This is a genomic window from Micromonospora sp. NBC_00821 (assembly GCF_036347035.1).
GTDB classification, from domain to species: Bacteria; Actinomycetota; Actinomycetes; order Mycobacteriales; family Micromonosporaceae; genus Micromonospora; species Micromonospora hortensis.
Genome location: NZ_CP108880.1, coordinates 3,674,589 through 3,697,981 on the forward strand (window position 1 = coordinate 3,674,589; position 23,393 = coordinate 3,697,981).

The 23,393-nt window shown below is 71.8% G+C and carries 22 protein-coding genes; 15 read left to right on the forward strand and 7 right to left on the reverse strand.

The genetic code is table 11. The features are described from left to right. Positions 1-7: 7 nt before the first annotated feature. The gene (locus tag OHB44_RS16855) at positions 8-355 is read right to left on the reverse strand and encodes a histone-like nucleoid-structuring protein Lsr2 (RefSeq protein WP_088989485.1); all 348 of its coding nucleotides are present in this window, start codon (positions 353-355) and stop codon (positions 8-10) included. Positions 356-499: 144 nt separating this feature from the next. Next, entirely contained in the window at positions 500-1,108 is a 609-nt protein-coding gene (locus OHB44_RS16860; protein WP_266302567.1) for a response regulator, read from the reverse strand. Between the two features lie 98 nt (positions 1,109-1,206). Between OHB44_RS16860 and OHB44_RS16865 the strand changes: the two genes are divergently transcribed. The 5 genes from OHB44_RS16865 (at position 1,207) to OHB44_RS16885 (ending at position 7,184) form a co-directional block, all read left to right on the forward strand. Continuing rightward, on the forward strand, positions 1,207-1,938 hold the full coding sequence (locus OHB44_RS16865) for a sensor histidine kinase (RefSeq protein WP_266302566.1): 732 nt from the start codon (positions 1,207-1,209) through the stop codon (positions 1,936-1,938). Between the two features lie 83 nt (positions 1,939-2,021). Next, positions 2,022-2,891 (forward strand): manganese catalase family protein, encoded by an 870-nt coding sequence (locus tag OHB44_RS16870; protein WP_238685729.1) that lies wholly within the window; start codon positions 2,022-2,024, stop codon positions 2,889-2,891. A gap of 139 nt (positions 2,892-3,030) precedes the next feature. Beyond that, positions 3,031-5,361: an endopeptidase La gene (gene lon, locus OHB44_RS16875; RefSeq protein ID WP_238672220.1), complete on the forward strand. Its 2,331-nt coding sequence runs from the start codon at positions 3,031-3,033 to the stop codon at positions 5,359-5,361. Between the two features lie 130 nt (positions 5,362-5,491). After that, positions 5,492-5,896 (forward strand): DoxX family protein, encoded by a 405-nt coding sequence (locus OHB44_RS16880; protein WP_238685728.1) that lies wholly within the window; start codon positions 5,492-5,494, stop codon positions 5,894-5,896. A gap of 88 nt (positions 5,897-5,984) precedes the next feature. Beyond that, positions 5,985-7,184 (forward strand): right-handed parallel beta-helix repeat-containing protein, encoded by a 1,200-nt coding sequence (locus OHB44_RS16885; protein ID WP_330437488.1) that lies wholly within the window; start codon positions 5,985-5,987, stop codon positions 7,182-7,184. 94 nt (positions 7,185-7,278) lie between these two features. On the opposite strand, the gene OHB44_RS16890 is transcribed toward OHB44_RS16885, so the two are convergent. Together OHB44_RS16890 and OHB44_RS16895 are read right to left on the reverse strand one after the other, a co-directional pair. Next, positions 7,279-9,012 (reverse strand): DEAD/DEAH box helicase, encoded by a 1,734-nt coding sequence (locus OHB44_RS16890; RefSeq protein ID WP_238685726.1) that lies wholly within the window; start codon positions 9,010-9,012, stop codon positions 7,279-7,281. A 105-nt stretch (positions 9,013-9,117) separates the two neighbouring features. Then, positions 9,118-10,038 carry a hypothetical protein gene (locus OHB44_RS16895; RefSeq protein WP_330437489.1) on the reverse strand — a complete coding sequence of 307 codons (921 nt, stop codon included), beginning with the start codon at positions 10,036-10,038 and terminating at the stop codon, positions 9,118-9,120. A gap of 132 nt (positions 10,039-10,170) precedes the next feature. Between OHB44_RS16895 and OHB44_RS16900 the strand changes: the two genes are divergently transcribed. Genes OHB44_RS16900 through OHB44_RS16910 form a run of 3 tightly spaced genes read left to right on the forward strand, consistent with a single transcriptional unit; the run spans position 10,171 to position 12,495 of the window. Beyond that, positions 10,171-11,325 (forward strand): sensor histidine kinase, encoded by a 1,155-nt coding sequence (locus tag OHB44_RS16900; protein WP_330437490.1) that lies wholly within the window; start codon positions 10,171-10,173, stop codon positions 11,323-11,325. Continuing rightward, positions 11,322-11,927, forward strand: coding sequence for a response regulator transcription factor (locus tag OHB44_RS16905; protein ID WP_238685723.1), 606 nt, complete (start codon positions 11,322-11,324; stop codon positions 11,925-11,927). Before OHB44_RS16900 ends, OHB44_RS16905 begins: the two co-directional genes overlap by 4 nt. Positions 11,928-11,976: 49 nt before the next feature. Next, a complete protein-coding gene (locus OHB44_RS16910; RefSeq protein WP_266302562.1) occupies positions 11,977-12,495 on the forward strand; it encodes a 2'-5' RNA ligase family protein in 519 nt (172 codons plus the stop codon). Positions 12,496-12,519: 24 nt separating this feature from the next. On the opposite strand, the gene OHB44_RS16915 is transcribed toward OHB44_RS16910, so the two are convergent. After that, the gene (locus OHB44_RS16915; protein WP_330437491.1) at positions 12,520-13,155 is read right to left on the reverse strand and encodes a hypothetical protein; all 636 of its coding nucleotides are present in this window, start codon (positions 13,153-13,155) and stop codon (positions 12,520-12,522) included. 176 nt (positions 13,156-13,331) lie between these two features. Between OHB44_RS16915 and OHB44_RS16920 the strand changes: the two genes are divergently transcribed. The 6 genes from OHB44_RS16920 to OHB44_RS16945 all read left to right on the forward strand — a co-directional run bounded on the left by OHB44_RS16920 (position 13,332) and on the right by OHB44_RS16945 (position 19,722). Continuing rightward, complete coding sequence (locus OHB44_RS16920) at positions 13,332-14,075, forward strand: ArsR/SmtB family transcription factor (protein WP_266302560.1); 744 nt, start codon at positions 13,332-13,334, stop codon at positions 14,073-14,075. Positions 14,076-14,147: 72 nt separating this feature from the next. After that, complete coding sequence (locus OHB44_RS16925) at positions 14,148-15,182, forward strand: cytochrome P450 (protein WP_330437492.1); 1,035 nt, start codon at positions 14,148-14,150, stop codon at positions 15,180-15,182. Continuing rightward, complete coding sequence (locus tag OHB44_RS16930; protein ID WP_330437493.1) at positions 15,179-15,976, forward strand: isocitrate lyase/PEP mutase family protein; 798 nt, start codon at positions 15,179-15,181, stop codon at positions 15,974-15,976. Before OHB44_RS16925 ends, OHB44_RS16930 begins: the two co-directional genes overlap by 4 nt. A 294-nt stretch (positions 15,977-16,270) precedes the next feature. Further along, positions 16,271-17,239, forward strand: coding sequence for a DUF5715 family protein (locus OHB44_RS16935; protein ID WP_238685717.1), 969 nt, complete (start codon positions 16,271-16,273; stop codon positions 17,237-17,239). Positions 17,240-17,243: 4 nt separating this feature from the next. Then, positions 17,244-18,833 carry an asparagine synthetase B family protein gene (locus tag OHB44_RS16940; protein WP_238685716.1) on the forward strand — a complete coding sequence of 530 codons (1,590 nt, stop codon included), beginning with the start codon at positions 17,244-17,246 and terminating at the stop codon, positions 18,831-18,833. A gap of 61 nt (positions 18,834-18,894) precedes the next feature. Beyond that, positions 18,895-19,722, forward strand: coding sequence for a MerR family transcriptional regulator (locus tag OHB44_RS16945; protein WP_238685715.1), 828 nt, complete (start codon positions 18,895-18,897; stop codon positions 19,720-19,722). Between the two features lie 4 nt (positions 19,723-19,726). Here the strand turns inward: OHB44_RS16945 and OHB44_RS16950 are convergent, their stop codons facing one another. Further along, positions 19,727-20,938 carry an SLC13 family permease gene (locus tag OHB44_RS16950; protein WP_330437494.1) on the reverse strand — a complete coding sequence of 404 codons (1,212 nt, stop codon included), beginning with the start codon at positions 20,936-20,938 and terminating at the stop codon, positions 19,727-19,729. 155 nt (positions 20,939-21,093) lie between these two features. Then, positions 21,094-22,539, reverse strand: coding sequence for an LVIVD repeat-containing protein (locus tag OHB44_RS16955; RefSeq protein ID WP_238685713.1), 1,446 nt, complete (start codon positions 22,537-22,539; stop codon positions 21,094-21,096). Positions 22,540-22,678: 139 nt separating this feature from the next. On the opposite strand from OHB44_RS16955, the gene OHB44_RS16960 reads away from it, so the two are divergent. Next, entirely contained in the window at positions 22,679-23,386 is a 708-nt protein-coding gene (locus OHB44_RS16960) for a DUF305 domain-containing protein (RefSeq protein WP_330437495.1), read from the forward strand. The last annotated feature ends 7 nt before the right edge of the window (positions 23,387-23,393 follow it).

Here is a 23,393-nt window from a genome sequence, read left to right on the forward strand (position 1 = left end):
AGTCGCGTCAGCGGCTCTTGTACGCCTCGACGACCTCAACCGGGATCCGGCCGCGCTCGGAAATCTTGTAGCCGTTCTTGACGGCCCATTCCCGGATGGCCCGGTTCTGCTCCCGATCCATTCCCGCGCCGGCGGGTCGCCCCGGTCGCCGGACTGAACGGGCGCTCTCCACCGGGCCGCGCCCGATCCGCCGACCCGCATTGATGTACGGATCGAGCGCCTTGCGCAGGACGCCGGCATTCTCGTCGGAGACATCGATCGTGTAGGCCACGCCGTCGAGACTGAACTCAACCGTTCGGTCGGCCTTCCCACCGTCGAGGTCGTCGGTCAGGACCGTGATTACTTTTCTCGCCATTGCCGATTACTCCCTGTGTGCGGCGGGATGTGTCCAAAGTCTGACCTACCACCCCGGTAATCCGCAACAATATGCCTTCCATTCATTCGGCGCGTCGCGATTCTGTTACCGAGCAAAACCGTGAATCGGTTCGGTGTCGAGGCGTCATTCCCCGAGGATGCCGCTGTGGCCGGCGACGGCAGCCGCCTCGGCCCGGTTCGAGACCCGCAACTTGCGCAGCAACGCGGCGGTCATCCGTTTCACCGTCCGTTCGGAGACGTGCAGTTCTTCGGCGATGTCGACGGTGCTGCGGCCGGACGCGATTCCCCGCAGCAGCCGCCGTTCCTCGCCGTCCAGGTCGACGGGCGGGGAGCGCGTGGGTCGTAGCATGGCGCGCAGCAGTTCGGCCGGCAGCACTGCCCAGCCGTCGAGGATCGCCAGCAGCGGTGGCAGCAGCTCCTCCGGTTCGCTGGTCTTGGGCAGGAACCCCTCCGCGCCGGCCCGCAGCGCCTCCACCGCTGGCCCGGCGTCGGCGGAACCGGACATCGCGACCACCCGTACCCGTGGGGTGGTCCGCCGGATCGCGGCCACCGCCCGGATGCCGCCCGGCGGCGGCATGTGCAGGTCGACCAGGGCCAGGTCGGGGCGGCAGTTGCTGACCAGGGCCGCCGCCGCGGCGGCGTCGCCGGTCGAGGCGATGACCTCGGCGCGGCCGTTTGTGGTGATCGGGAGCAGCAACTCCAGGCCGCGGACGAAAAGAGGGTGATCGTCCACGACGACGAGTCGCAAGGTGGAGGCTCCCGGCATGTCTGCGCCGTTCCCCAGCGGGTACCGATCATGCGGGTTCGCACCGAACGAGGGGAGTCGGGTGGATGCGCGTACGGCACGGTCTGCGGGACCTGCTGCGAGGGTTGCGCCCGATTGAGCCGACACCGGGCCGGAAACAACCGACGGCTGCCGATTCGGAGTTGCTGCTGCGGGTGTTGTGCCACGAGTTCCGGACGCCGATCAGCACCCTGACCTCGCTGACCCGCGCGTTGGCCGACGAGCGTCAGGAGCTGACCGGGGACGACCGGCGGGCGCTCACTGAGCTGGCCCGTGACCAGGCTGCCCACCTGCAGAGCCTGCTGCTTGACGCGGCTGCCGGCACCGGCGTGCTGACGCCGACTCCGCAACCGGAGCCGGCCGTCGCGCTGGCGGGCATCCTGCGGGAGGCCGCCGCGCTGGTGCCGGTCGGCCGCCGGCGGGCGCGGGCCACCCGGTGGGCGGCCTCCTGCCCGGTACCGGCCGGACGAACCCGTCAAGTCCTGGTCAACCTGGTGCAGAACGCGTTGCGGCACGGCCCGCCGGACGGACAGGTCGGGCTCTACGCGACAGTGCGCGGCCCCAGCCTGAGCATCCTGGTCACCGACGAGGGTCGGGTCGATGATGCGCTGCTGGTCGCGCTGCGGCGTCCGGCGCCGGCCGTCGGGATGTCCGGTCTGGGTCTGTGGATCGCGCGGCAGCTCCTCGCGACGGACGGGGGAGCGTTACGGGCGCACCGGCTACGGCCCCGTGGAGTGGCGTTGGAGGTGCTGCTGCCGGTGGCTCGCCCGGTGCGCTGACCCGAGCGGGACACCGGTTGGCCCGCTCGGGTCAGCGGGGCGGGAACGGCCTCGCTACCTGTTTCCGGTACCGAGGAGGTTGGATGTTCAGCCACGTCAAGGATCTGCAGTTCGAAGCCAAGCCGGACGGCCCGGACGCGGCGTTCGCCCGTCGTTTGCAGGAGGTGTTGGGCGGCAAGTGGGGCGAGATGACTGTCGCCAACCAGTATCTCTTCCAGGGTTGGAACTGCCGACTGCCCGGCAAGTACAAGGACCTGCTGCTCGACGTCGGCACGGAGGAGATGGGCCACGTCGAGATGATCGTCACGATGATCACCCGGCTGTTGGACAACGCGCCGCTGTCGCTGACCGAGGGGATCGCGGAGGACCCCGGAGGCGCCGCGACCTACGCCGGTGAGAACCCGGCGCACTTCATTCACGGTGGTGGTGGGGCCCTGCCCACCGATTCCAACGGGGTGCCGTGGAGCGGCGCGTTCATCACCGCCAGCGGCAACCTGTTGGCCGATTTTCAGCTCAACGTCACCGCCGAGGCGCAGGGTCGGCTCCAGGTCGCCCGGTTGTTCCACATGACCGACGACCCGGGCGTCAAGCAGATGCTGCGCTTCCTGCTGGCCCGCGACACGATGCACCAGAACATGTGGCTGGCGGCGATCGAGCAGCTCAAGGAGGACGGGCTGGAGGAGATGCCGGTGCCGGAGGCGTTCCCGGACTCGGGTGAGTTCACCGAGGAGTACGGCTACACCTACCTGGGTTTCTCCTCGGGCACCGACGCCGCCCAGGGGCGCTGGGCGTCCGGGCCCTCGCCGGACGGCAAGGGCGAGTTCCGGTACGACGACAACCCGCTGGCGAACGCGCCGGAACCGGTGCTGCCTCCGGGTGACCCTCGCCTGTACGGCACCAACCCCGGAGTGGCCGGCTCGGTGGTGAACGCGGTGAAGAGCAAGCTCACCTGAGGTGCTTGTCGGGTCGCCCGCCGGTCCCGGGCGACCCGACGGACCGGGAGAAGAGTGGTCTGGGTCACAGAGCGGAACAAGGGGAACGCTTTGTTACTTGAGTGAGACACGCTCAACTCAACGCGATGGCAGGTGTTCGATGGCAACTCTTCCGGTACTTCCCCTGACCGACGCCGTGCTGCTGCCCGGGATGGTCATCCCGGTGACCCTCGACCCCACCACCCAGGCCGCTATCGACGCGGCGCGTGCGACCGGCGACCGCAAGCTGCTGGCCGTGCCGCGCATCGACGGCGAATACGGCCCGGTGGGCGTGGTCGCCACCATCGAGAAGGTCGGCCGGCTGCCCGAGGGTGAGCCCGCCGCCGTCATCCGTGGCCTGTCCCGGGCCCGGATCGGCTCCGGCGTGCCCGGTCCCGGCGCCGCTCTCTGGGTCGAGGCGACCGAACTCGACGAACCCGCCCACGCCGGTCGGGCCCGGGAACTCGCCCGCGAGTACCGCGCCCTGGTGACCTCAGTGCTCCAACAGCGGGGCGCCTGGCAGGTCATCGACGCCGTGGAGCGGATGACCGACCTCTCCGAGCTGGCCGACTCGGCCGGTTACGCGCCCTGGCTGACGCTGGAGCAGAAGACCGAGCTGCTCGCCGCGCCGGACGTCACCGCCCGGCTGGAGCTGCTGGTCGGCTGGGTGAAGGACTACCTGGCCGAGCAGGAGGTCACCGAGCAGATCAACAGTGACGTCCGCGAGGGGCTGGAGAAGTCCCAGCGCGAGTTCCTTCTGCGCCAGCAACTCGCCGCGATCCGCAAGGAGCTGGGCGAGGACGAGCCGGACGGCTCCGCCGACTACCGGTCCCGCGTCGAGTCCGCCGAGCTGCCGGAGAAGGTACGCGAGGCTGCCATGCGCGAGGTCGGCAAGCTGGAGCGGGCCAGCGACGCCTCCCCGGAGGCGGGCTGGATCCGTACCTGGCTGGACACCGTGCTCGAGATGCCGTGGGGCACGCGTACCGAGGACAACACCGACCTGGCCGCGGCTCGGGCGGTGCTCGACGCCGACCACGCCGGCCTGTCCGACGTCAAGGACCGCATCCTGGAGTACCTGGCGGTGCGCAACCGGCGAGCCGAGCGCAACCTCGGTGTGGTCGGCGGTCGCGGCTCCGGCGCGGTGCTCGCCCTCGCCGGTCCTCCCGGGGTGGGTAAGACCAGCCTCGGCGAATCCGTGGCGCGGGCGCTCGGGCGCAACTTCGTCCGGGTCTCCCTCGGCGGCGTCCGCGACGAGGCGGAGATCCGCGGGCACCGGCGCACCTACGTGGGGGCGCTGCCCGGTCGGATCGTCCGCGCGTTGCGCGAGGCCGGTTCGATGAACCCGGTCGTGCTCCTCGACGAGGTGGACAAGCTGGCCGCCGGCTACGCCGGTGACCCGGCCGCCGCCCTGCTGGAGGTGCTCGACCCGGCCCAGAACCACACCTTCCGGGATCACTACCTGGAAGTCGACCTCGACCTGTCCGACGTGCTCTTCCTGGCCACCGCCAACGTGGTGGAGTCCATCCCCGGCCCCCTGCTGGACCGGATGGAGCTGGTCACCCTGGACGGGTACACCGAGGACGAGAAGGTCGCCATCGCCCGCGACCACCTGCTGCCCCGGCAGCGGGAGCGGGCCGGGCTGACCGTCGACGAGGTCAGCGTCGCCGACGAGGCTCTCGCGCTGATCGCGGGGGAGTACACCCGGGAGGCCGGCGTCCGGCAGCTCGAGCGGGCTCTGGCCAAGATCCTGCGCAAGGTGGCGGTGACGCTGGCGACGGACCCGACCCCGGCACGCGTGGGCACCGACAACCTCACCGGTTACCTGGGTCGGCCGAAGTTCACACCGGAATCGGCCGAGCGTACCGCCGTGCCCGGCGTGGCCACCGGTCTGGCCGTCACGGGCGCCGGTGGGGACGTGCTCTTCATCGAGGCGACGAGCATGGAGGGTGAGCCGGGGCTGACCCTGACCGGCCAGCTCGGTGACGTGATGAAGGAGTCGGCGCAGATCGCACTCTCCTACCTGCGCTCCAACGGGCGGCGGTTCGGCATCGACCCGAACGCTCTCGCGGGACGCCGGATCCACGTCCACTTCCCGGCGGGCGCGGTGCCCAAGGACGGTCCGAGCGCCGGCATCACCATGGTCACGGCCCTGGCGTCGCTGGTCACCGGTCGCCCGGTCCGCCCCGAGTTCGGGATGACCGGTGAGGTGACGCTCTCCGGTCGGGTGCTGCCGATCGGTGGGGTGAAGCAGAAGCTGCTCGCGGCGCACCGGGCCGGCCTCACCGAGGTGATCATCCCGGCGCGCAACGAGCCCGACCTGGACGACCTGCCGACCGAGGTGCGCGAGGCACTGACAGTGCACACCCTGGCCGACGTGGCCGACGTGCTCGCCCTGGCGTTGCGCCCGGCCGACGTGAAGACGCTGGACGGTCCGGCGCTCTTCGCGGTCTGACGCTCCGACCAATTGGGCCCCCTCCGTCTTCCGACGGCGGGGGCCCTTTCGGTACGCCGGGCAGGTCTACTGTCTCGTCTGCACCGTCAACCACCTCTCCGCCGCGAGGCGGCCCCCTGGAGGAACCCCCGTGAACGTGGTGCTCTGGATCATTCAGATCCTGCTCGCCGCCGTCTTCGCCGGCGTCGGGCTGGCCAAGCTGAGCCAGCCCAAGGACAAGCTGCGCGACGTGATGCGGTGGGTGGACCCGGTGCCGCCGTCACAGGTCAAGTCGCTCGGCGCGGTCGAGCTGCTGGCCGCCGCCGGGCTCGTACTGCCCGCTGCCACCGGCATCGCCACAGTGCTCACCCCACTCGCCGCCGTCGGGCTGGTCATCGTCATGATCGGCGGCATGCTGGTGCACCTGCGCGCCCGCAAACAGCAGGCCACCCAGGAGGGGCGTCGCACCGAGATCCAGGGCGCGGTCGCCTGCGCTGTGCTGCTCGTCCTCGCCGCCGTGGTGGCCTGGGGCCGTTTCGGCCCGTACGCCCTCTGATCCGTGCCGGCCGGCGCGCGACAATGCACAGTGGAGTCCGCCCGCCGCTCGAGGTGGCACTCAACGGGGGAGAGGCATGGAACCGATCGTGAGCGCACCTGATGCGGGACCGCCGGCAGTGCCACAACGGTCAGGTCCACCGGGCCGACGGTTGGGCCGGCGCTTGCTCTTCGCCGGCGGCGCGGGCGCCGCGGTGGCCACGACGGTGGCCACCCTCGCCGCTGCTGAACACGGCGGATCACCGCCCGTCACGACCGTGCGGGAGGCCCCGCTCAGCCTCCGGGACCCCAGGGTCGGCTGCCGGCTCGACGGCAGTGACGAGTCGGACAAGGTCACCACCGCGCTGAACCTGCTACCGGCCGGTGGTGGGGAGATCTTCCAACCGGTGGGCACCCTCGGTCTCGGGTCGGAGGTCCGCTTCCCGACGAGCGTGACCTGGACCGGCGAGAACATCGGCGCGGCGATCATCCAGCCGGCTCCGGGCTACACCGGTCGTCTGGTCTCGAGCGGCAAGTACAACCAAATCTCCAACGTGCACTTCTACGGCATGCGGACCTCCAACGTGCTGTTGACAGTCCGCGGCCCCCGGTCGACCTTCCACCACCTGCACTTCGGCAACTCGGGCAGCCACGCCATCGAGTTCCTCGGCACTGACGCGGACACCAGCGCCCACGCCAACAAGATCACCGATATCAACATCGAGGACTGCCTCGGCGTCGGCATCCTCGTGAACAAGGTCGCGTACGACAACGAGTTCCTCAACGTCTGGGTCGGTGAGTGCCAGACCGGGATGCGGCTACTGGACAGTGCCTGCTTCTTCGACAACCTGCATGTCTGGGGTTGTCGGGGCAACGGCGTAGAGCTGCGCGAATCCGCCCACCGAAACATCTTCCAGAACGTCTACCTGGAGTCGAACGGCACCAGTGGCACCGGCAGCGGCGCCGACCTGCGGCGGGTCTGGGGGACCCAGTTCATCGGCGGCCGGCTGTGGCGCAACGCCACCAACGGCATCGAGGTCTCCTCATCCGCACGTACCCGGATCATGGGGCTCGACATCCACGACAACGGCGCCAACGGGATCCTGGGCCGTGACGCCGGCCTGTGCCAGGTGATCGGCAACCAGTTCTACGACGACGCGACACCCCGCCGCCAGGACCGACCGATCGTCACTGTCGGCACCAGCAACAACTGGATCGTCACCAACAACGTGATGCGGGCGTACGACCACCGGTCCGGTGGCGCGTCGCTGGCCGGCGCCAACAACGTGGTCGACGGAAACATCGGCTAGCACCGGTGGGGCGGCGACTGCTCACGGTTCTCCCGCCGCCTCGCCGGACCTGTCGTCGGCGACCGTCGTGCTCCGGCGGTCGCCGACGGCGTGCTCAGCGCTCGTCGCCGCCGCGGTCGCGGCGCACTGTGGCCTTGCGGCCCTTGATCGTGCTGGAGCGCAACCCGGAGATGACCTCGTCGGCCACCCCCTGCGGCACCTCCACCAGTGAGAACCGGTCGGCGATCTCGATCGAGCCGATGTCCCGGCCGCGGATGCCGGTCTCCCCGGTGATCGCGCCGACCAGATCCTGCGGGCGTACCCCGGCGCGTCGACCCAGGCCGACGAAGACCTGGACGGTGTTGCCGCCGCCGGAGCGTGGCCGGCCCCCGCCCCGCCGGTCGCCGCCCCGGCCGCCGGCCTCCGGTCGACCCTCGCGCGGCCCACGGACCGGAACCTGCGGGATCTCCTCCTCGTCGTCGGAGCCCGGCGACGTCACCTCGTGGGCCAGCTTCACGGCAGCGAGGGCGACCTCCATCAGGTCGAACTCGTCGGTCAGCGTCTCCACGATCACCCGGAACGGGTCGAGGTCGTCCTCGAGGAGGCTCTCCCGCAGGGCTGCCTGGGTCAGTTCCAGCCGCCGGGTACGCATGTCGGCCACGGTGGGGATCTTGTCGATGGTGATCCGCTGGCCGGTCACCCGCTCGATGGTCTTGAGCATCCGGTGCTCACGCGGCTCGGCGAGGGTGATCGCCACGCCCTCGCGGCCAGCCCGACCGACCCGACCGATCCGGTGCACGTACGACTCCGGGGCGGACGGCACGTCGTAGTTGACCACGTGGGTCAGCTGCTCGACGTCCAGCCCACGGGCCGCCACATCGGTGGCCACCAGCAGGTCGGCGGTGCCCGCCCGCAGCCTGCCCATCACCCGGTCGCGCTGCTCCTGGCTCATGCCACCGTGCAGCGCCTCGGAGCGGTAGCCCCGACCGTTCATCGTCTCGGTCAACCGGTCGACCTCTTCCCGGCTGCGGCAGAACACGATCGCCGCGGTCGGCGACTCCACGTCCAACACCCGACCCAGCGCGGCCGGCTTGTGCGCCCGGGTCACGATGTACGCGCTCTGCCGCACCCGGGGCGCCTCACCCGCTACCTGCTGCTCCCGGCCGATCTCGATCCGCACCGGTTCGCGCAGGTGCTGGCGGGCCATCCCGTCGATGCGCGACGGCATGGTGGCCGAGAAGAGCACCGTCTGACGCTGCGCCGGAGCGTGCTCCAGGATTGCCTCGATGTCCTCGGCGAAGCCCATGTCGAGCATCTCGTCGGCCTCGTCGAGCACCACCGTGGCCAACCCACCGAGGCGCAGGGTGCCCCGGGCGATGTGATCGAGGGCCCGGCCCGGGGTGGCCACCACCACGTCGACACCGCTGTCCAATGCCCGCAACTGCCGCCCGATCGGCTGCCCACCGTAGATCGGCAGGACCCGCGCGCCCAGGTCCTTGCCGTAGCGGTGGAACGCCTCGGAGACCTGTACCGCAAGCTCCCGGGTCGGCACCAGCACCAGCGCCACCGGGTCGCCGCCCTGGCGGTGTGCCGCCATGAGGTTCAGCAGCGGCAGCGCGAACGCGGCCGTCTTGCCGGTGCCGGTGGCCGCCTGACCCAGCAGGTCCCGACCCTCCAGCAGCGGTGGGATAGCCTCCCGTTGGATGGGGGTCGGCTCCTCGTACCCGAGGGCGGCGAGGGCGCCCAGCAGCTCGGCGCGGAGCCCGAGCTCGGTGAAGGCGCTCACCTCGTCGGTGCCGTCGGGGGTGGCGTCGATCGGTGCGTCGTGCTGTGCAGGTGCGGAACTCATGTGCCAAGCCTTTCATCACGCCGTCCGGGCCGTTGCGGCGACCGCCACAAGAGCTGTCTTCGGGCTCGTGCTGCGGCTGTTCCACGATCCCGGCGGCGGCTTGGGTCAGGCGTCGGTGGTCAGGATGGCCAGCACCATCACCGCGGCGAGGGCCACGTCGAGCACCACGCAGAACTCGGCGTAGCCGCGCGGCACCACCCGGCGGTTGCGGTGGTGCACCACGTCCCAACCGGCGTGCGCCAACCACCCGAACGCCACCAGCCAGTCGGCGGTCCGCCCGCCGGCCAGCACCGCGACCAGCGTCAGGGTGACCCAGACGGCCAGACCGGCGAGTTGGGTGGCGAGCACGCCCCGCCCGCCCAGCGTGCGGCGAACCATGCCGATCAGCAGGTAGCCGCCGGGCAACACCAGCATCGTCCACGGGCTGAGCACACCGGGGTCGACCCACATGTCAACGGTCAGCAGCAGCGCCAACCCGGTCGGCCAGTGGCGAGCGAGCGCCACCACGATCCGGTGTCGGCGTACCGGCGCCGACGCCTCGTGTCGGTGTCGGACCGCCACCAGCACCATCGCGGGAATCATCAGCAGGTGACCGCCGAGCAGCAGCGCGTCGGCGTCGATAAGGCCGGCCCAGAACGGCACGAGCAGCAGCAGGAACGGGACGTACATCGCGGCGGCCATCTCGCCGACCGCGTGCCAGCGGTGCGCCCGGTAGCGCATCCCCACCGTCATCCCGACGGTCATGTTCGTGGCCATCACCAGTGCGGCGACCTCAGGCCGGGCCAGTGCGTCGCCGACGCCCAGAGCGGCGCCGGCCAGCTCCCACAACGGTGCCAGCAGCAGCATCCCGGCGACCATCGCCACTGCCATCTCACCCAGATGCCACAGCAGCCGGCGCCTGCTGCTGGCCGGTGCCGCGGCGGTCGGTGCCGGCGTGGGGGCCGAGGGGGTCGGCTCGTCGGTGGGCAGGGGCGCGGGCGACGGTACGGCGGTGAGGCTGTCCGCGTACATCCGGGTGTTTTCCATGCCTCGACCCTGCCGGTGCCCCCGGTGTGGCCGGCAGACCCGTTCGTCACGGGAAAACCGTGCGGGCCGCACGGCACGACCGTGACAGTTCGCACGGGTGGACAGTGCGCCGGGCGGTCCTAGGATCGGTGCGTGGCGAGCGAGGCGGTGACTCCCCGGGCGGACCGCCGGCTGCGCCGCGCCCGGCGGGCGACGCTGGTGTCACTGGCCACCGGCGTCTGGGCGAGCGTCCTGCTACCGGCGGTCGGCCTGACCCGCGAGCCCGACCCCGGCCGGGTGACTGTCGGCGCGGTCGGCATCCTCGCCTTCGTGATCGCCCAGACCGTCGTCCTGTACGCGGCCGTGACGCCGTGGCTCGACCCGCGCTGGCGGCGTCGGGCCGAGCTGAGCCTGGTCGGGGTGGCCGTGCTGACCGTTCCGCTGGTAGGCCCGGTGGCGGCCGGCAGCTGGCCGACGTGGGCCTGGCTCGGTGCGGCGCTGATCGGCATGACGCCGCTGCTGGTGCGGTGGCGCGCCGCGCTGGCGGTCGCGGTCGGCGTCCTGGCGGTGTCGGTGACGGTGGCCTTGTGGACCGGCGGTTCCGTTCCGCGCCACCTCGCCGTGACCGGTGGGATCGGCGCGGCGGTGGCCGCCGTCAACGGGCTCCAGGTCTGGTTCTGGGACCTGCTCGTGGAGGCCCGGCAGGGCCAGGCCGCCCAGGCCCGGCTGGCCGCCGCCGAGGAGCGGCTGCGCTTCGCCCGCGACGTTCACGACGTCCTGGGGCACCGCCTCACGGTGATCGCGTTGAAGGCCGAACTCGCCGCCCGGCTCGCCCCGGCGGACCCGGAACGGGCCGCGCGGGAGGCCGCCGAGGTGCAACGGTTGGCCGCCTCCGCGCTGAGCGAGGTACGGGAGACCGTGCACGGCTATCGGGCCGTCGATCTCGACGAACAGCTCACCGCGGTGGTGGGGGTGCTGCGCTCCTGCGGGGTGCGGTGCACGGTTCTGCCACTGCCGGTGGACCTGCCGCAGCCCGCCGCCATCGAGCTGGCGGCGGTGCTGCGCGAGGCGAGCACCAACGTGCTGCGGCACAGTCGGGCCGACTGGTGCCGGATCCGCATCGAACGGGAGGATGACGTGGCCAGGATGACGGTGGCCAACGACGGCGCCGACGACCGCGGCCCGGACGCGCACAGCCACGGCCTGCGCGGGCTGGCCGACCGGCTCGCCGCTGCCGGGGGCGAGTTGCGGGTACGCCGGGAGGACGCGATCTTCACCCTCGAAGCCACAGTGCCGGCGACGTCGTGATCCGCGTCCTGCTCGCCGACGACGAGGACCTGATCCGGGTCGCCGTCGCCGCGCTGCTCGCCCTGGAACCGGACATCGAGGTGGTGGCACACGCCGCTGACGGGTCCACAGCCGTCACCGCGGCGTTGGCGCACCGCCCGGACGTGGCAGTGGTGGACCTGGAGATGCCCGGCCTGGACGGCATCGCGGTAGCCGCCGAGCTGACCCGGGTCCGACCCGACTGCGCGGTGGTCGTGCTGACCGGGCACGGCCGCCCCGGGCACCTGCGCCAGGCGTTGACCGCCGGCGCCCGAGGGTTTCTGCCCAAGGGCTCGCCGGGTGGGGCGCTCGCCGACGTGATCCGCCGGGTGCACGCCGGAGGGCGTTACGTCGACCCGTCGCTGGCCGCCGACGCGTTGACCCTGCCCCCGTGCCCGCTGACCCCTCGGGAACTGGAGACGCTGCGGCTGGTGGAGGTCGGTGCCCCGGTCGCGGTGATCGCCCGTCGGGTGCACCTGTCCACCGGCACCGTGCGCAACCACCTCTCCGCCGCCGTGCAGAAGCTCGGCGCCGCCGACCGGGCCGAGGCCGTCCGTACCGCCCGGGACAACGGCTGGCTCTGACTTCGGTTGGCGTCCGCCGAGCAGGAGGGTCGCCGGCTAGCGTAGGCGCGTGCGTACGGTGGAACTGGTCTGCTCGCCCGGCCTGGAGGTCGCGGTCCGGGCGGTCTGGGGCCGGCTGGCCGCCGCCGGGTTGCCCAGCCTGGCCCGCAACATCCACCCGACCAACCGGCCGCACCTCACCCTCGCCGCAGTGGACGAGTTCCCGCCGGGGGTCGAGCACCGTCTGGCCGAGCTGTTCGACGCCGCGCTGCCGGTGCCGGTGACGCTCGACCGGGTCGTCGTCCTCGACGGCAGCGCCCCACTGGTCTGGCTCGTCCGACCCACTCCGGCGCTGACCGCGCTGCACGCCGCCGTCTGGGACGTTCTCGCCGAGGCCGACGGACACCGCCCGTGGCATGCGCCCGACACGTGGGTGCCGCACCTGAGCCTGGCCCTGCGGTTCCGCAACGCGGACCTGCGGTTGGCTCGTGCCGTCGCCGGTGGGCAGCGCCCGACGGGCGACTTCGACGCCGCTCGCAGCTACGACGGCACGGACCGCTCGGTGACCCCGCTGACCGGCCGCGGCTGAGGTCGTCTCGCGTCGTCCGGAGCCTCAGTTGCTGCCCCCACCGCCGCCTCCACCGTCGCCCCCGCCACTGAATTCGCCACCACCGCCGCCACCCGCACCGCCGGCGTGGCCGTGACGGCCGTCGAGGAAGGGCAGGTCGCCGCGAATGCCGGGTGGTTTGGGCCGCTTGCCCGGCCCCGCGAGGTGTTGCAGGCAGACCCGGCCGGAAACCGGGAAGCATTCGCCGCGACCTCCGCAGTCGGCCAGGTAGCGGTTGCCATCCTGGATGTCCAGTTCCTGGTCCACCCGGAAGAGCAGCGGAAGGCCGGTCGGGCCACAACCCTCGTCCCGGCGGCCGTAGCTCAGCGTCGCGAGCAGGAGAGGTCCACGATTGGCGGTGGTCGTGTCGCCGCTTGTCGCAGCCCTCGGCTGGGGGTGCGGAGGGCGCCCGAACGCGGCGTCGCAGAAGGTCGCGTAGTCCCGCGCGTGGAGGGTCAGCTCCTGCCACAGATCGTCCACGACCACCGACGGCAGCGACAGCTTCGCGTCGGGCTGGCGGGCGATGATCCGGAACCACTGCCGGGTCGCGGTTTCGACGAGAACGATGTCGTCGTCGCTGAGATGGGGATACCGGTTCCTGAGATGTTGACGTCCGCTGGCAGGAAACCGCAGGTCGGACACGGCACGGAGTCGGCGAGGGGTGCGGTCGCTTCTGAACTTCGTCCAGATCATCCGGTTACTTCTATCCGCCCGTGGTGCAGGCGCTAGGGCCCCGACTTGCCGAAGTGGCGCCGCGGCTCCTTCAGAGTAGGGCAGTGGGCAAGGAGGCCGGCCTGCCGTTTTCCTAGACTGGGGCGATGAGCGTTGGCACCGACGGTCGGGGGATGGCCGAGTTGGCCGCTCTGCTGGCCGACGGCACCCGGGCCAGCATCTGTGTCGCGCTGCTCGACGGGCGGGCGTGGACCGCCGGTGAGCTGGCCCGGCGCGCCGGTGTCGCCCCGTCGACGGCCAGCGACCACCTCACCCGACTCGTCCGCGGTGGCCTGCTCGTCGAGGAACGGCAGGGCCGCCACCGTTACCTGCGACTGGCCGGGCCGTCGGTGGCCCAACTGATCGAGGACCTGGCCGGGCACGCCCCGGCCACGCCCACACCGACCGGGTCGCTGCGCGCGGCGACCGCCACCGCCTCCCTGGCGTACGCCCGGACCTGCTACGACCACCTGGCCGGGCGGCTGGGGGTGCTGATGTACGACGCGCTGCTGGCCGAGCGCCGACTCGACCGGTCCAGCGGGTTGGCGCTCACGCCCGACGGGTGGGCCTGGGTGGCCGGGTTGGGCGTACCCGTCGACATGCTGCGCGCCGCGCGCCGCCCGGTGGTCCGCGACTGCCTGGACTGGACCGAACGCCGCCCGCACCTGGCCGGGGCGCTCGGCGCGGCGCTCTGCCGCCGCCTCACCGACCTTGGCTGGATCAGCCAGGGCGGCGGCCGCGCCGTCCGTCTCACTACCGCCGGCCGCCCCGGCCTGGCCGCGGCCCTGGCCATCCCCGAACACACCCTCGACGCGCCGGTGGGTTCGCCACCCACGAGCGGCCGCGCCTGACCGGCGAGCGGCGGGTGACCGCACCGGGATCGTTCGGTGTGGGGCGAACGGTTCGCGCTCTACGGTCGGGCGGTGACTGACGACTGGCCGCATATCGCGCCCGCTCCGGGAACACCGGCGTGTGGGCCACCCTCGTTCCAACCGGAGAGCGGCTGGTGGATGACCCGGCACGCCGACGTACGCGCGGCGCTGACCGACAGGGCGTTCCAGGTGCCAGCCGTCGACACCGGTCCGCCCGGCACCCTCGCCTGGCTGCGCGCCACTGTCAGCCGGTTCAGTCCACCGCGACGGCACGCCGACCGTCGAGCGGTAGCGGTGAGCGCACTGGCCCCGCTCGATCCGGACGACCTGCGACTGGATGCGGCGCGGCTGACAGTGGCCGTCCTCGACCGCGCCGACGACCGCGTCGACGTGATGCGGGAACTGGCCCGGCCGGTGCCGCTGCGGACGTTGGCCGATCGCCTCGGTTTCGCTGATCCGGCAGCCGCCGGGACGGCGGTCGCTGTCGTCGCGGCGGCGTACCACCCGGGGGTGGACCCGGCCTTGACCGCGCGCGCCGACCGGGCGGTGACGGCCCTGCTGGCCCTCGCGCCGCAGGGTCCGCCGGAGGTACTGGCGAACCTGATCGGTCTGCTGGTCCAGGCGTGCGACGCGACAGCCGGCCTGATCGGCGCCGCCACCCATCACCTGCTGAACCCGGCGGTTCCGCGAGCGGCGGGCACGGTACCGACCGCCGACCTGCTGGCCGAGGTGCTGCGCCTCGATCCACCGGTCCGGGCCACCCGACGGGTCACCGTCGACGGGGTACGGGTGGGCGGGCAGGATCTGCCGGCGGGCAGTCCGGTGCTGCTGCGCTTCGACGCGGCCAACCGTGACCCGCAGGCGTTCACCGAGCCCGCGACGTTCCGGCCCGGTCGGCCCGGTGCCGGGCTGTTGACCTTCGGGACGGGGGAGCGGGGTTGCCCCGGCGACCGGCACGCCCTGGCGCTGGCCAGCGGGGTGCTCGACGTGCTGCGGGAACGGTGCCGGCGCAGCCCGACCCTGGTGCGCCACGAACCGCACCCGACCCTGCGGGTGCCGACAACTCTGGAGGTGAGCGTCCGATGATCGAACGTTGTGCCGCGTTCCACGCCCTGCACCACGCCGGCCACCCCCTGCTGTTGCCCAACGCCTGGGACCACGCCTCGGCGGCGACGCTCGCCACGCGTGGACATCCGGCCATCGGCACCACCAGCCTCGGGGTTGCCGCGACCGCCGGCCTTCCCGACGGCACCGCGGCCACCGCGGGGGAGACCCTCGCCCTGGCCCGCCGGCTGGCTCGGCTGCCGGTGCTGCTCAGCGTGGACGTGGAGGCCGGGTTCAGCGACGACCCGGTCGAGGTCGCCGAGTACGTGGCGGAGTTGGCCGGGCTCGGCGTGGTCGGGATCAACCTGGAGGACGGGCGTGCCGATGGCAGCCTCGCCGACACCGAGGTCGCCGCTGCCAAGATCGTGGCAGTGAAGGCGGCGGTGCCGGAGCTGTTCGTCAACGCCCGCACCGACACCTGGTGGCTCGGGGTGGACGACCCGTTGCCGCGGACCCTCGCCCGTGCTCGTGCCTATCGGATGGCCGGTGCCGACGGGATCTTCGTGCCCGGGACTGTCGACCTGGAAACCCTGCGCGTCCTCACCGAGCGGATCGACGCTCCGGTGAACGCGCTGTACCAGCCCGGCGGCCCAGGGTTGGCTGAGTTGGGCGGCGCCGGGGTGGCCCGGGTCAGCACCGGCTCGCTGCTGTTCCGGGCCGCGCTGGGCGCCGCGCTCGCCGCCGCCGACGCCGTCCGCGACGGCGGGCCCACCACACCGGTGGGACTTCCGTCGTACGCCGAGGTGCAGGCCCTGGTGCCGACGGACGGCGACTGACGGTGGCTGCCGGCGGGCGGCGGTGGGTGGTGTGTTGGTTGGTGCCTTTGGAGCTGAATCGTTTGTGACATCACGGGCCTGACCGGGGCATCACGGCCCGCTTGCGAAGCCGGCGGCGTTGATTCGTTGACGACATCAGCTCCAGAGCGCCAAACCCAAGGATCACCTGGGGTACGTCGTCCACGCTCCGTTAGGGGGGAGATAGGAGGAATGTTCGGTCCGTTCCGGTCCCGATGATTACGGTGTGTTTCAGGGCGATCCACCCAGTGCCGTGACCGGAGAGAGGGACCCGTCATGCGAGTGCCCAGCCGTAGCCCGGGACAGCAGCCCGGCTCGCCTCCGTCGCCCACCGCTCCGGCCCGCCGTCGACCCTCCGGTGCGACCCCGCGCCGCGTTCCCGCTCCTGCCCCCGACCTGCCCGCTTACCGGGCCGCCGTCGCCGAACTGCTGATCGAGGTCGGCGCCCTGGCCGACGCGGCGAGCACCCGGGCCCGGCAGGTGCTCATCGACGAACGGCTGCGGGAGCCGGCACTCGCCGCGGTCCTCGACGCCACGCCCCAGGGGCTGATCGGCGCGCGCGAGACGTTGCTGCTGGAGATGGCCCGCTACCAACCGAACGACCGCACCTCGGCTACCGACCTCAGCGCGCTGGTCCGGATCTACCTGCTCTCCCGCATCGACGTGCTGTGGTGGCAGGACGCGCCGACCTTCGTCACCGACGACCAGGTCAACGGCAGCCCCGAGCTGGTCGACCTGGAGTGGCTGCGCCGCCGCGACCTGCTGCGCTTCCGCTACCAGGAGCAGCCCACCACGATGATGGGCCGGGCCGCCCGCGGGCTGCGTCGCCGGCTGCGACCCGACGCCACCCCGCGCACCGCCGGCCTGCTGTTCCGGCGCGCCCGGCGCGAGGTGGTGGCGCTGCTCAACGACATCGGACGGCAGTTCAGCGCCGTCGCGCCGCCGGCCACCCCGCCGCTCTGGGTGACCAGCCTGGTCCGCAGCGCCGAGCACCAGTACCGGCTGCGCCGCCTGGGCTACGCGGCGATGCTGCCCAGCGGGCACTGCCTCGGCTACTCGGCCGACGTCGAGCTGGCCTGGTTCGAGCGTTTCGGCGCGCGCGACGCCCTGGCAGAGCTGCTGCTGAGCCGGCAGGAGGCCGGTGAGCTGAACGTGATCGACGAGGGTCAGGCCTGGCACCTGTGCCTCGCGCCCACCGCCCGGCGTCGTCTCCGCCGGGCGTACGAGGCCGAGATGGGGGTCTGAGCCGGTGTGCGGCATCGCGTTGAGCATCGGCCCGGAGGCCGACCCGGCCACCTTCCGGCGGATGCTCGCCGTCCTGGCCCCGCGCGGTGAGGTCACCGAGACCCGGTCCGAGAGCGGGCTGCTCGCCGGCACCCGGCGGCTGCGGGTCGTCGACCGGGACCGGGCGGTGCAGCCCTGGACGTCGACCGACGAGCGTTGGCTGCTCTGCTTCAACGGCGAGATCTTCAACTACCGGGAGTTGCGGGCGCAGCTGACCCGCCTGGGGCAGGCCTTCCGCACCGAGAGCGACACCGAGGTGCTGCTCGCCGCGTTCCAGCAGTGGGGCGAGGCGGCGGTGACCCGGCTCCGCGGTGAGTACGCCTTCGCTGTCGTCGAACGGACCACCGGCCGGGCGTACCTGGCCCGCGACCCGCTCGGGGTCAAGCCGCTGTACTGGTCCCGTCGACCCGGCTGCCTGCACCTCGCCTCCGAGGTCAAGGCGCTCGTCGGGCACGGCGCCCCGATCGCCGAGGTGCCGCCGGGGCACCACGGCTGGGCGGAGGCGGACGGGCACGTGCGACTGAGCCCGTACGTCGACCTGCTCACCATCGGCGACGGCCTGCCGGTCATCGACGACCCGGACGAGGCCGCGCTGCTGGTCCGCGCCGCGCTCAGCGACGCGATCCGGATGCGGGTGGAGACCGACCTGACCGTCGGGGTGGTGCTCTCCGGTGGGCTGGACAGCTCGTTGACCCTGCGGCAGGTGCGCGACATCCACCCGGACTGCGTCGCGGTGACCGTCGGCGTCGCCGACAGCCCCGACGTGGCGTACGCCCGGCGGCTCGCCGCCGACCTCGACGTGCCGCACGTGGTGGTCGAGCTGAAGCCGCGTGACATCCGGCTCGCCGACGTCCGCGAAGCCATCCGCATCTCCGAACTGACCGAGTACGGCGACATCATCAACGCGGTCGTCTCGGTGCCGATCTTCCGGCGGCTCCGCGACCTCGGCATCAAGGTGGTGCTGACCGGTGACGGCTCCGACGAACTGTTCGGCGGGTACCCGATGTACCGCCAGGTCGCCCCGGCGGCGGCCCGCCGACTGTTCCTGCACCGGATCCGCAACCTGTGCCGCACCGAGTTGCAGCGCGTCGACCGCGCCGCCATGGCATACGGCGTGGAGGCCCGGGTGCCGTTCCTCGACCTCAGCGTGGTGGAACTGGCGATGCGGTTGCCGGTGGACCTGAAGCTGCGCCACGGGCAGGAGAAGTGGATCGTCAGGCGGGCGTTCGCCGACGTGCTGCCCGACTACATCCTCCGCCGTCCGAAGAACCCGATGTCGTACTCGTCGGGGTTGCACGAGCGGGTCCGGCTGTACAAGCCGCTCTTCGCCCGGTTGCACCGCTCCTTCGGCTACGACCTGCAGGAGCCGGTCCGTCGGGACTTCGACACCGTACTGAGCCGCTGCGGGAACGATCTGGACCGGGCCATCGCCGACGGGCTGACCCGACCCGACTACACGGTCCTGGAGCACGCCCGCGACCTGGTCGGCGCGGCCAAGTGGAACGCCGCTCCGATGGTCCGCCGGCTGGTCGGCCCGCGCCCCGCACGCCACTGACGGCCGTCCCGCACGCCACGCTTGACTCTGACACGGTGTCAGGGACGAGTGTGAGGGGACCATGTTCACCATCGGAGACTTCGCCAGACTCGGCCGGGTGTCGGTGCGGATGCTGCGCCACTACGACAGCATCGGCCTGCTGCCCCCCGCCAGCGTCGACCCGCACACCGGCTACCGCTTCTACCGCGCCGACCAGCTGCGCCGGCTCAACCGGGTGATCGCCCTCAAGGAGTTGGGCCTCACCCTCGAACAGGTGCGAGCGATCGTCGACGACGCGGTCGACGTGGCCGAGCTGCGCGGCATGCTGCGGCTGCGCCGGAGCCAGCTGGCGGAACAGTTGGCCGCCGACACGGCCCGGCTCACGGCTGTCGAGGCGCGGCTCCGAATGATCGAGTCGGAGGGTCGGATGACCACCCAGGACGTCGTCCTCAAGGAGATCGCGCCGGTTCGCGTCGCGGAGCTGACCGCCGTCGCGCCCAGCTACCAGGGCGAGGACATCGGCCCGGTGATCCAGCCGCTCTACCCGGAGTTGTTCCGTCGACTGGACGCCGCCGGAATCACGCCGACGGGTCCGGGCATCGCCTGGTACGAGCCCGCCGACTCGGGCGGCGACGCTGTCGTCGTACACGCCGGTGTGCTCGTCGACGCCGAGCCGTCCGCGGCGTCCGACGTCACGGTGCGCGATCTGCCGGAGCTGCGCAATGCTGCGACGATCATCCATCACGGTGCGATGGACGACGTCGAGCCGAGCATGCAGGCGCTCGCCCGGTGGATCGAGGAGAACGGCTACCGCACCGACGGCTTCGCCCGGGAGGTCTACCTCGACTACTGCCCGGACACCCCGGAGAAGGGCGTGACCGAACTTCAGGTCGCCGTGTACCGCGACTGAGCCCTCAGCTCACCAGCAGCAGCGCGCCGACCGCGGCGAGCGTCGCGGTGACCGCGAGCAGGGTGCTGGTCAGCACGAACCGGGCCACCGGCACCGCCACCCCGGCCGCCCGGCAGCGCTCGAACCACAACAGGGTGGCCAGTGACGCCCAGGGGGCGGCCAGCGGGCCGACGTTGGTGCCGATCAGCAGGGCCAGTAGGCGGGTGTGGTCACCGGTCGGCAGCACCGACTCGCCGGCCAGGTAGGCGGGCAGGTTGTTCACCGCGTTGGCGAGCAGCGCTCCGGTGCCACCGGCGCGCAGGGCGCCCAGCGCGCCACCGTCGGCGCCGACCAGGGTGCCGACCAGGTCGTCCAGGCCGTGCTGGCCGAGGGTCTGCACCACCAGGAACAGGCCGGTGACGAAGAACAGCAGGCGTACCGGGACCAGCCCCGGGCGCAGCGTGGCGGGGGAGCGGACCAGGAACCCGACCAGCACCAGGGCGAGCCCGACGGTGGAGGCGATCTCGATCTCCACGCCGGCGAGGATGCCGGCGACGAAGATCAGGCAACCGGCGAGCGCCGTACGGTGCAGCACCGGATCGGCCGGCACGTGCCGGGTCGGCGGGACGAAACGCCCGCCGGCGGGCCGCTCCCGGCGCCACCACCCGAACCAGAGCAGGGCCATGGTGACCGTCACGGCGGCGAGCTGCGGCAATGCCATCCGAGCCGCGTACGCCAGGGGCGCCAGCCCGACCCGGTCGGCGGCGAGCAGGTTGGTCAGGTTGGACACCGGCAGCAGCAGGCTCGCGGTGTTCGCCAGCCAGACCGTGGTGACGGCGAGCGGGGCGGCGGGGATCCGCAGGTTCCGGGCCAGCGCGAGCAGCACCGGGGTGAGCAGCACGGCGGTGGTGTCGAGGTTGAGCACGAGAGTGGTCAGCGTGGCGAGAGCACCGCAGAGCAGGAACAGTAGGGCCCACCTGCCCCGGGACGCGATAGCCAGTCGGCTGGCCAGCACGTCGAAGACACCGGCCACGGCGGTCAGCTCGGCGAGCACGATCACGGTGCCGAGGAACAACAGCAGCGGCAGGATCCGGTGCAGGGTGGCGGTGGTCTCCGCGCGGGGGAGCAGCCCGCTCAGTGCGCAGGCCGCCCCGACCACGGCGAGGACGGCCGCCACCAGGTCCAGCGGGTGGGGCCGCCGACGCGTGGTCGGTTCGGGCGGGGCGGCAACTGTCACGTCTGTTCACGTTGGCACAGCGTTTGGCCAGCCGGTTCGCAACCCCCGTCCTGGTGACGGGCCCCACCGTGCCCGCCCCCGACGAGTCTGGCGTGCAACGGTGCCGGGCCCGGCCTCCGACGATCGGAGACCGGGCCCGGTGTGGTGCGTGGCGCCTACCAGCCCAGGTAGCTGGGCTGGGTCTGCACGTTGAGCTCCTGGTAGCGGGTCAGCTTGGCCGACCAGGTACGCCAGTCGTTCAGCTCTAGGACGTCCAGGCCCTTCACCATGTCGTTGGAGTAGATGTGGCCGTTGTAGTAGTACGCGGACCAGGTGCCGCCGCCGACGAACGTGTCGGCCGAGAGCGGGCCGCGCTCCCAGAAGGCGATCTCCTTCGGGTTGGCCGAGTCGGTGAAGTCGAACACCGAGATGCCGCCCTGGTACCACGCCTGGACCATGATGTCCTTGCCGAGCACCGGGATGAGCGAGCCGTTGTGGGCCACGCAGTTCTCGGTGTCGGCGTTCGCCCGGGGGATCTTGTAGTAGCTGCGGAAGGTCATCGTCCGGGCGTTGCCGCGGCCGGCGATGTCGTAGATGGCGTCCGCGCCGCGGTTCGGGCCGACGGTCTCGTTGCAGGTCGCCGCCCCGCCGCCACCCAGCTCGTCGGTGAAGATCACCTTGGTGCCGGAGTTGTTGAAGGTGGCCGAGTGCCAGAACGCGAAGTTGACCTCGTCCCGAACCCTGTTGATGACCCGGGGAGCCTCGCGGTTCTTGATGTCGAGCAGGATGCCGTCACCCATGCAGGCGCCGGCGGCCAGGTCCTTCGACGGGTAGGCGGTGATGTCGTGGCAACCGGTGGTGGCCGAGCCGGTCTGGCTGCCGGGGAAGCCGCCGTCCGGGAAGAGGTTCGGCGTCGCGACCACTGCCGCGTCGGTCGGCTTCTTCACCGGCACCTTGATGATGGAGATGGAGTCGTGCGGCGGCTGGCAGTCCGGGAATTCGGCCCGCGGGCTGTACGACGACACGTACAGGTAGATGGCCTTGCGGTCCTTGCCCGGCACCAGGGTGTGGGTGTGGGAGCCGCAGGCCGTCTCGACGGACTTGATGTAGCGCGGGTTGGCCTTGTCCTTGATGTCGAAGACCTTGATGCCCTCCCACGAGCCCTTCACGTCCGCTCCCTGCGTGGTGCTGTTGCAGGAGTCGTCGCTGCGCGACGAGTCGGTGGAGAGGAAGAGCAGGTCACCGTGGACGGAGATGTCGTTCTGCGACCCCGGGCAGAGCACCCGGGCCTTGACCGTCGGCGCGCTGGGCCGCGAGATGTCGTAGATGACGAAGCCGTTGTAGTTGCCGGCGAACGCGTACTTGCCCTGGAAGGCGATGTCGCTGTTTGTCGCGTCCAGTGGGGCGACCTTGGGCACGTTGGCGATCTGGCGCAGGTTGGGGCTGCTCACGATCTCGTCGACGCCGGGGATCGTGTTGGTGAGCGCGGGGGCCGGGGCCGCCTGCGACACGGTCTGGGCGTTGCTGGCCGGAGCGACGAGGGCGCTGGCGACGAGGAGGCCGGTCGTGGCGAGAGCCACGACACGCAGTTGTCGTAACCGTGGCTTGTGGAATCTGATCATCGGCGGGGGCCCTTCGCAAGGGGGAGACGATGGTTGACACGTTACCGTTCGACGAAGAACGTCGATGTGAGCTGGATCACATGAAAGCGGGTTCTTCAATGGATAGCATCGCGGTGACCTCGACTGCAGGGAGTGGCCCATGACCAACCGGCGCGCACGCATCCTGGCGGTCGTCACACTGGCTCTCGTGTTGCCGCTCGTGGTGTTCATGGTGATCCGCCTCGACGGCGACACCGGTACGAGCGCACCGCGGCCGGTCTCCGCGCCCGCCACCTCCGCCGCGTCGCCGACGGCCAGCCCCGTTCCCACCGATCTGACCGTCATCGCGCCCGGCCGCCCGGGCGAGACGGCGGCTACCCGCCCGGCGCACGAGGTCCGCGACGCCGGTCCCGCCCCGCACAACTCGCTGGACGTCTGGTTCGTCCGGATGATGATCCCGCACCACGCGCAGGCCCTGGCGATGGCGGAGCTCGCCCCCGACCGGGCCGCCGACCCCGACGTCCGGGCCATCGCCGAGCGCATCCGGGCCAGCCAGGGGCCGGAGATGGGCATGATGCGCGGCTGGCTGCAGACCCGTGGCCTCCCGGCGGAGGTACAGGGCCACGACCACGGCACCATGCGCGGCATGCAGTCGCCAGAGGCGATGCGGCAGCTCGCCGCGGCCCGTGGCGCGGACTTCGACAGGCTCTTCATCCGGATGATGTCCGAGCACCACCAGGGCGCCATCGAGATGGCCACCAACCTGCTCACTGTCGGCTCCGACCTGACGCTCAACGAGTTCGCCAACGCCGTCGCCACCGAGCAGACCGTCGAGATCGACCGCATGCGCGAGGTCCTCGGCGGCTGAGCCCGGG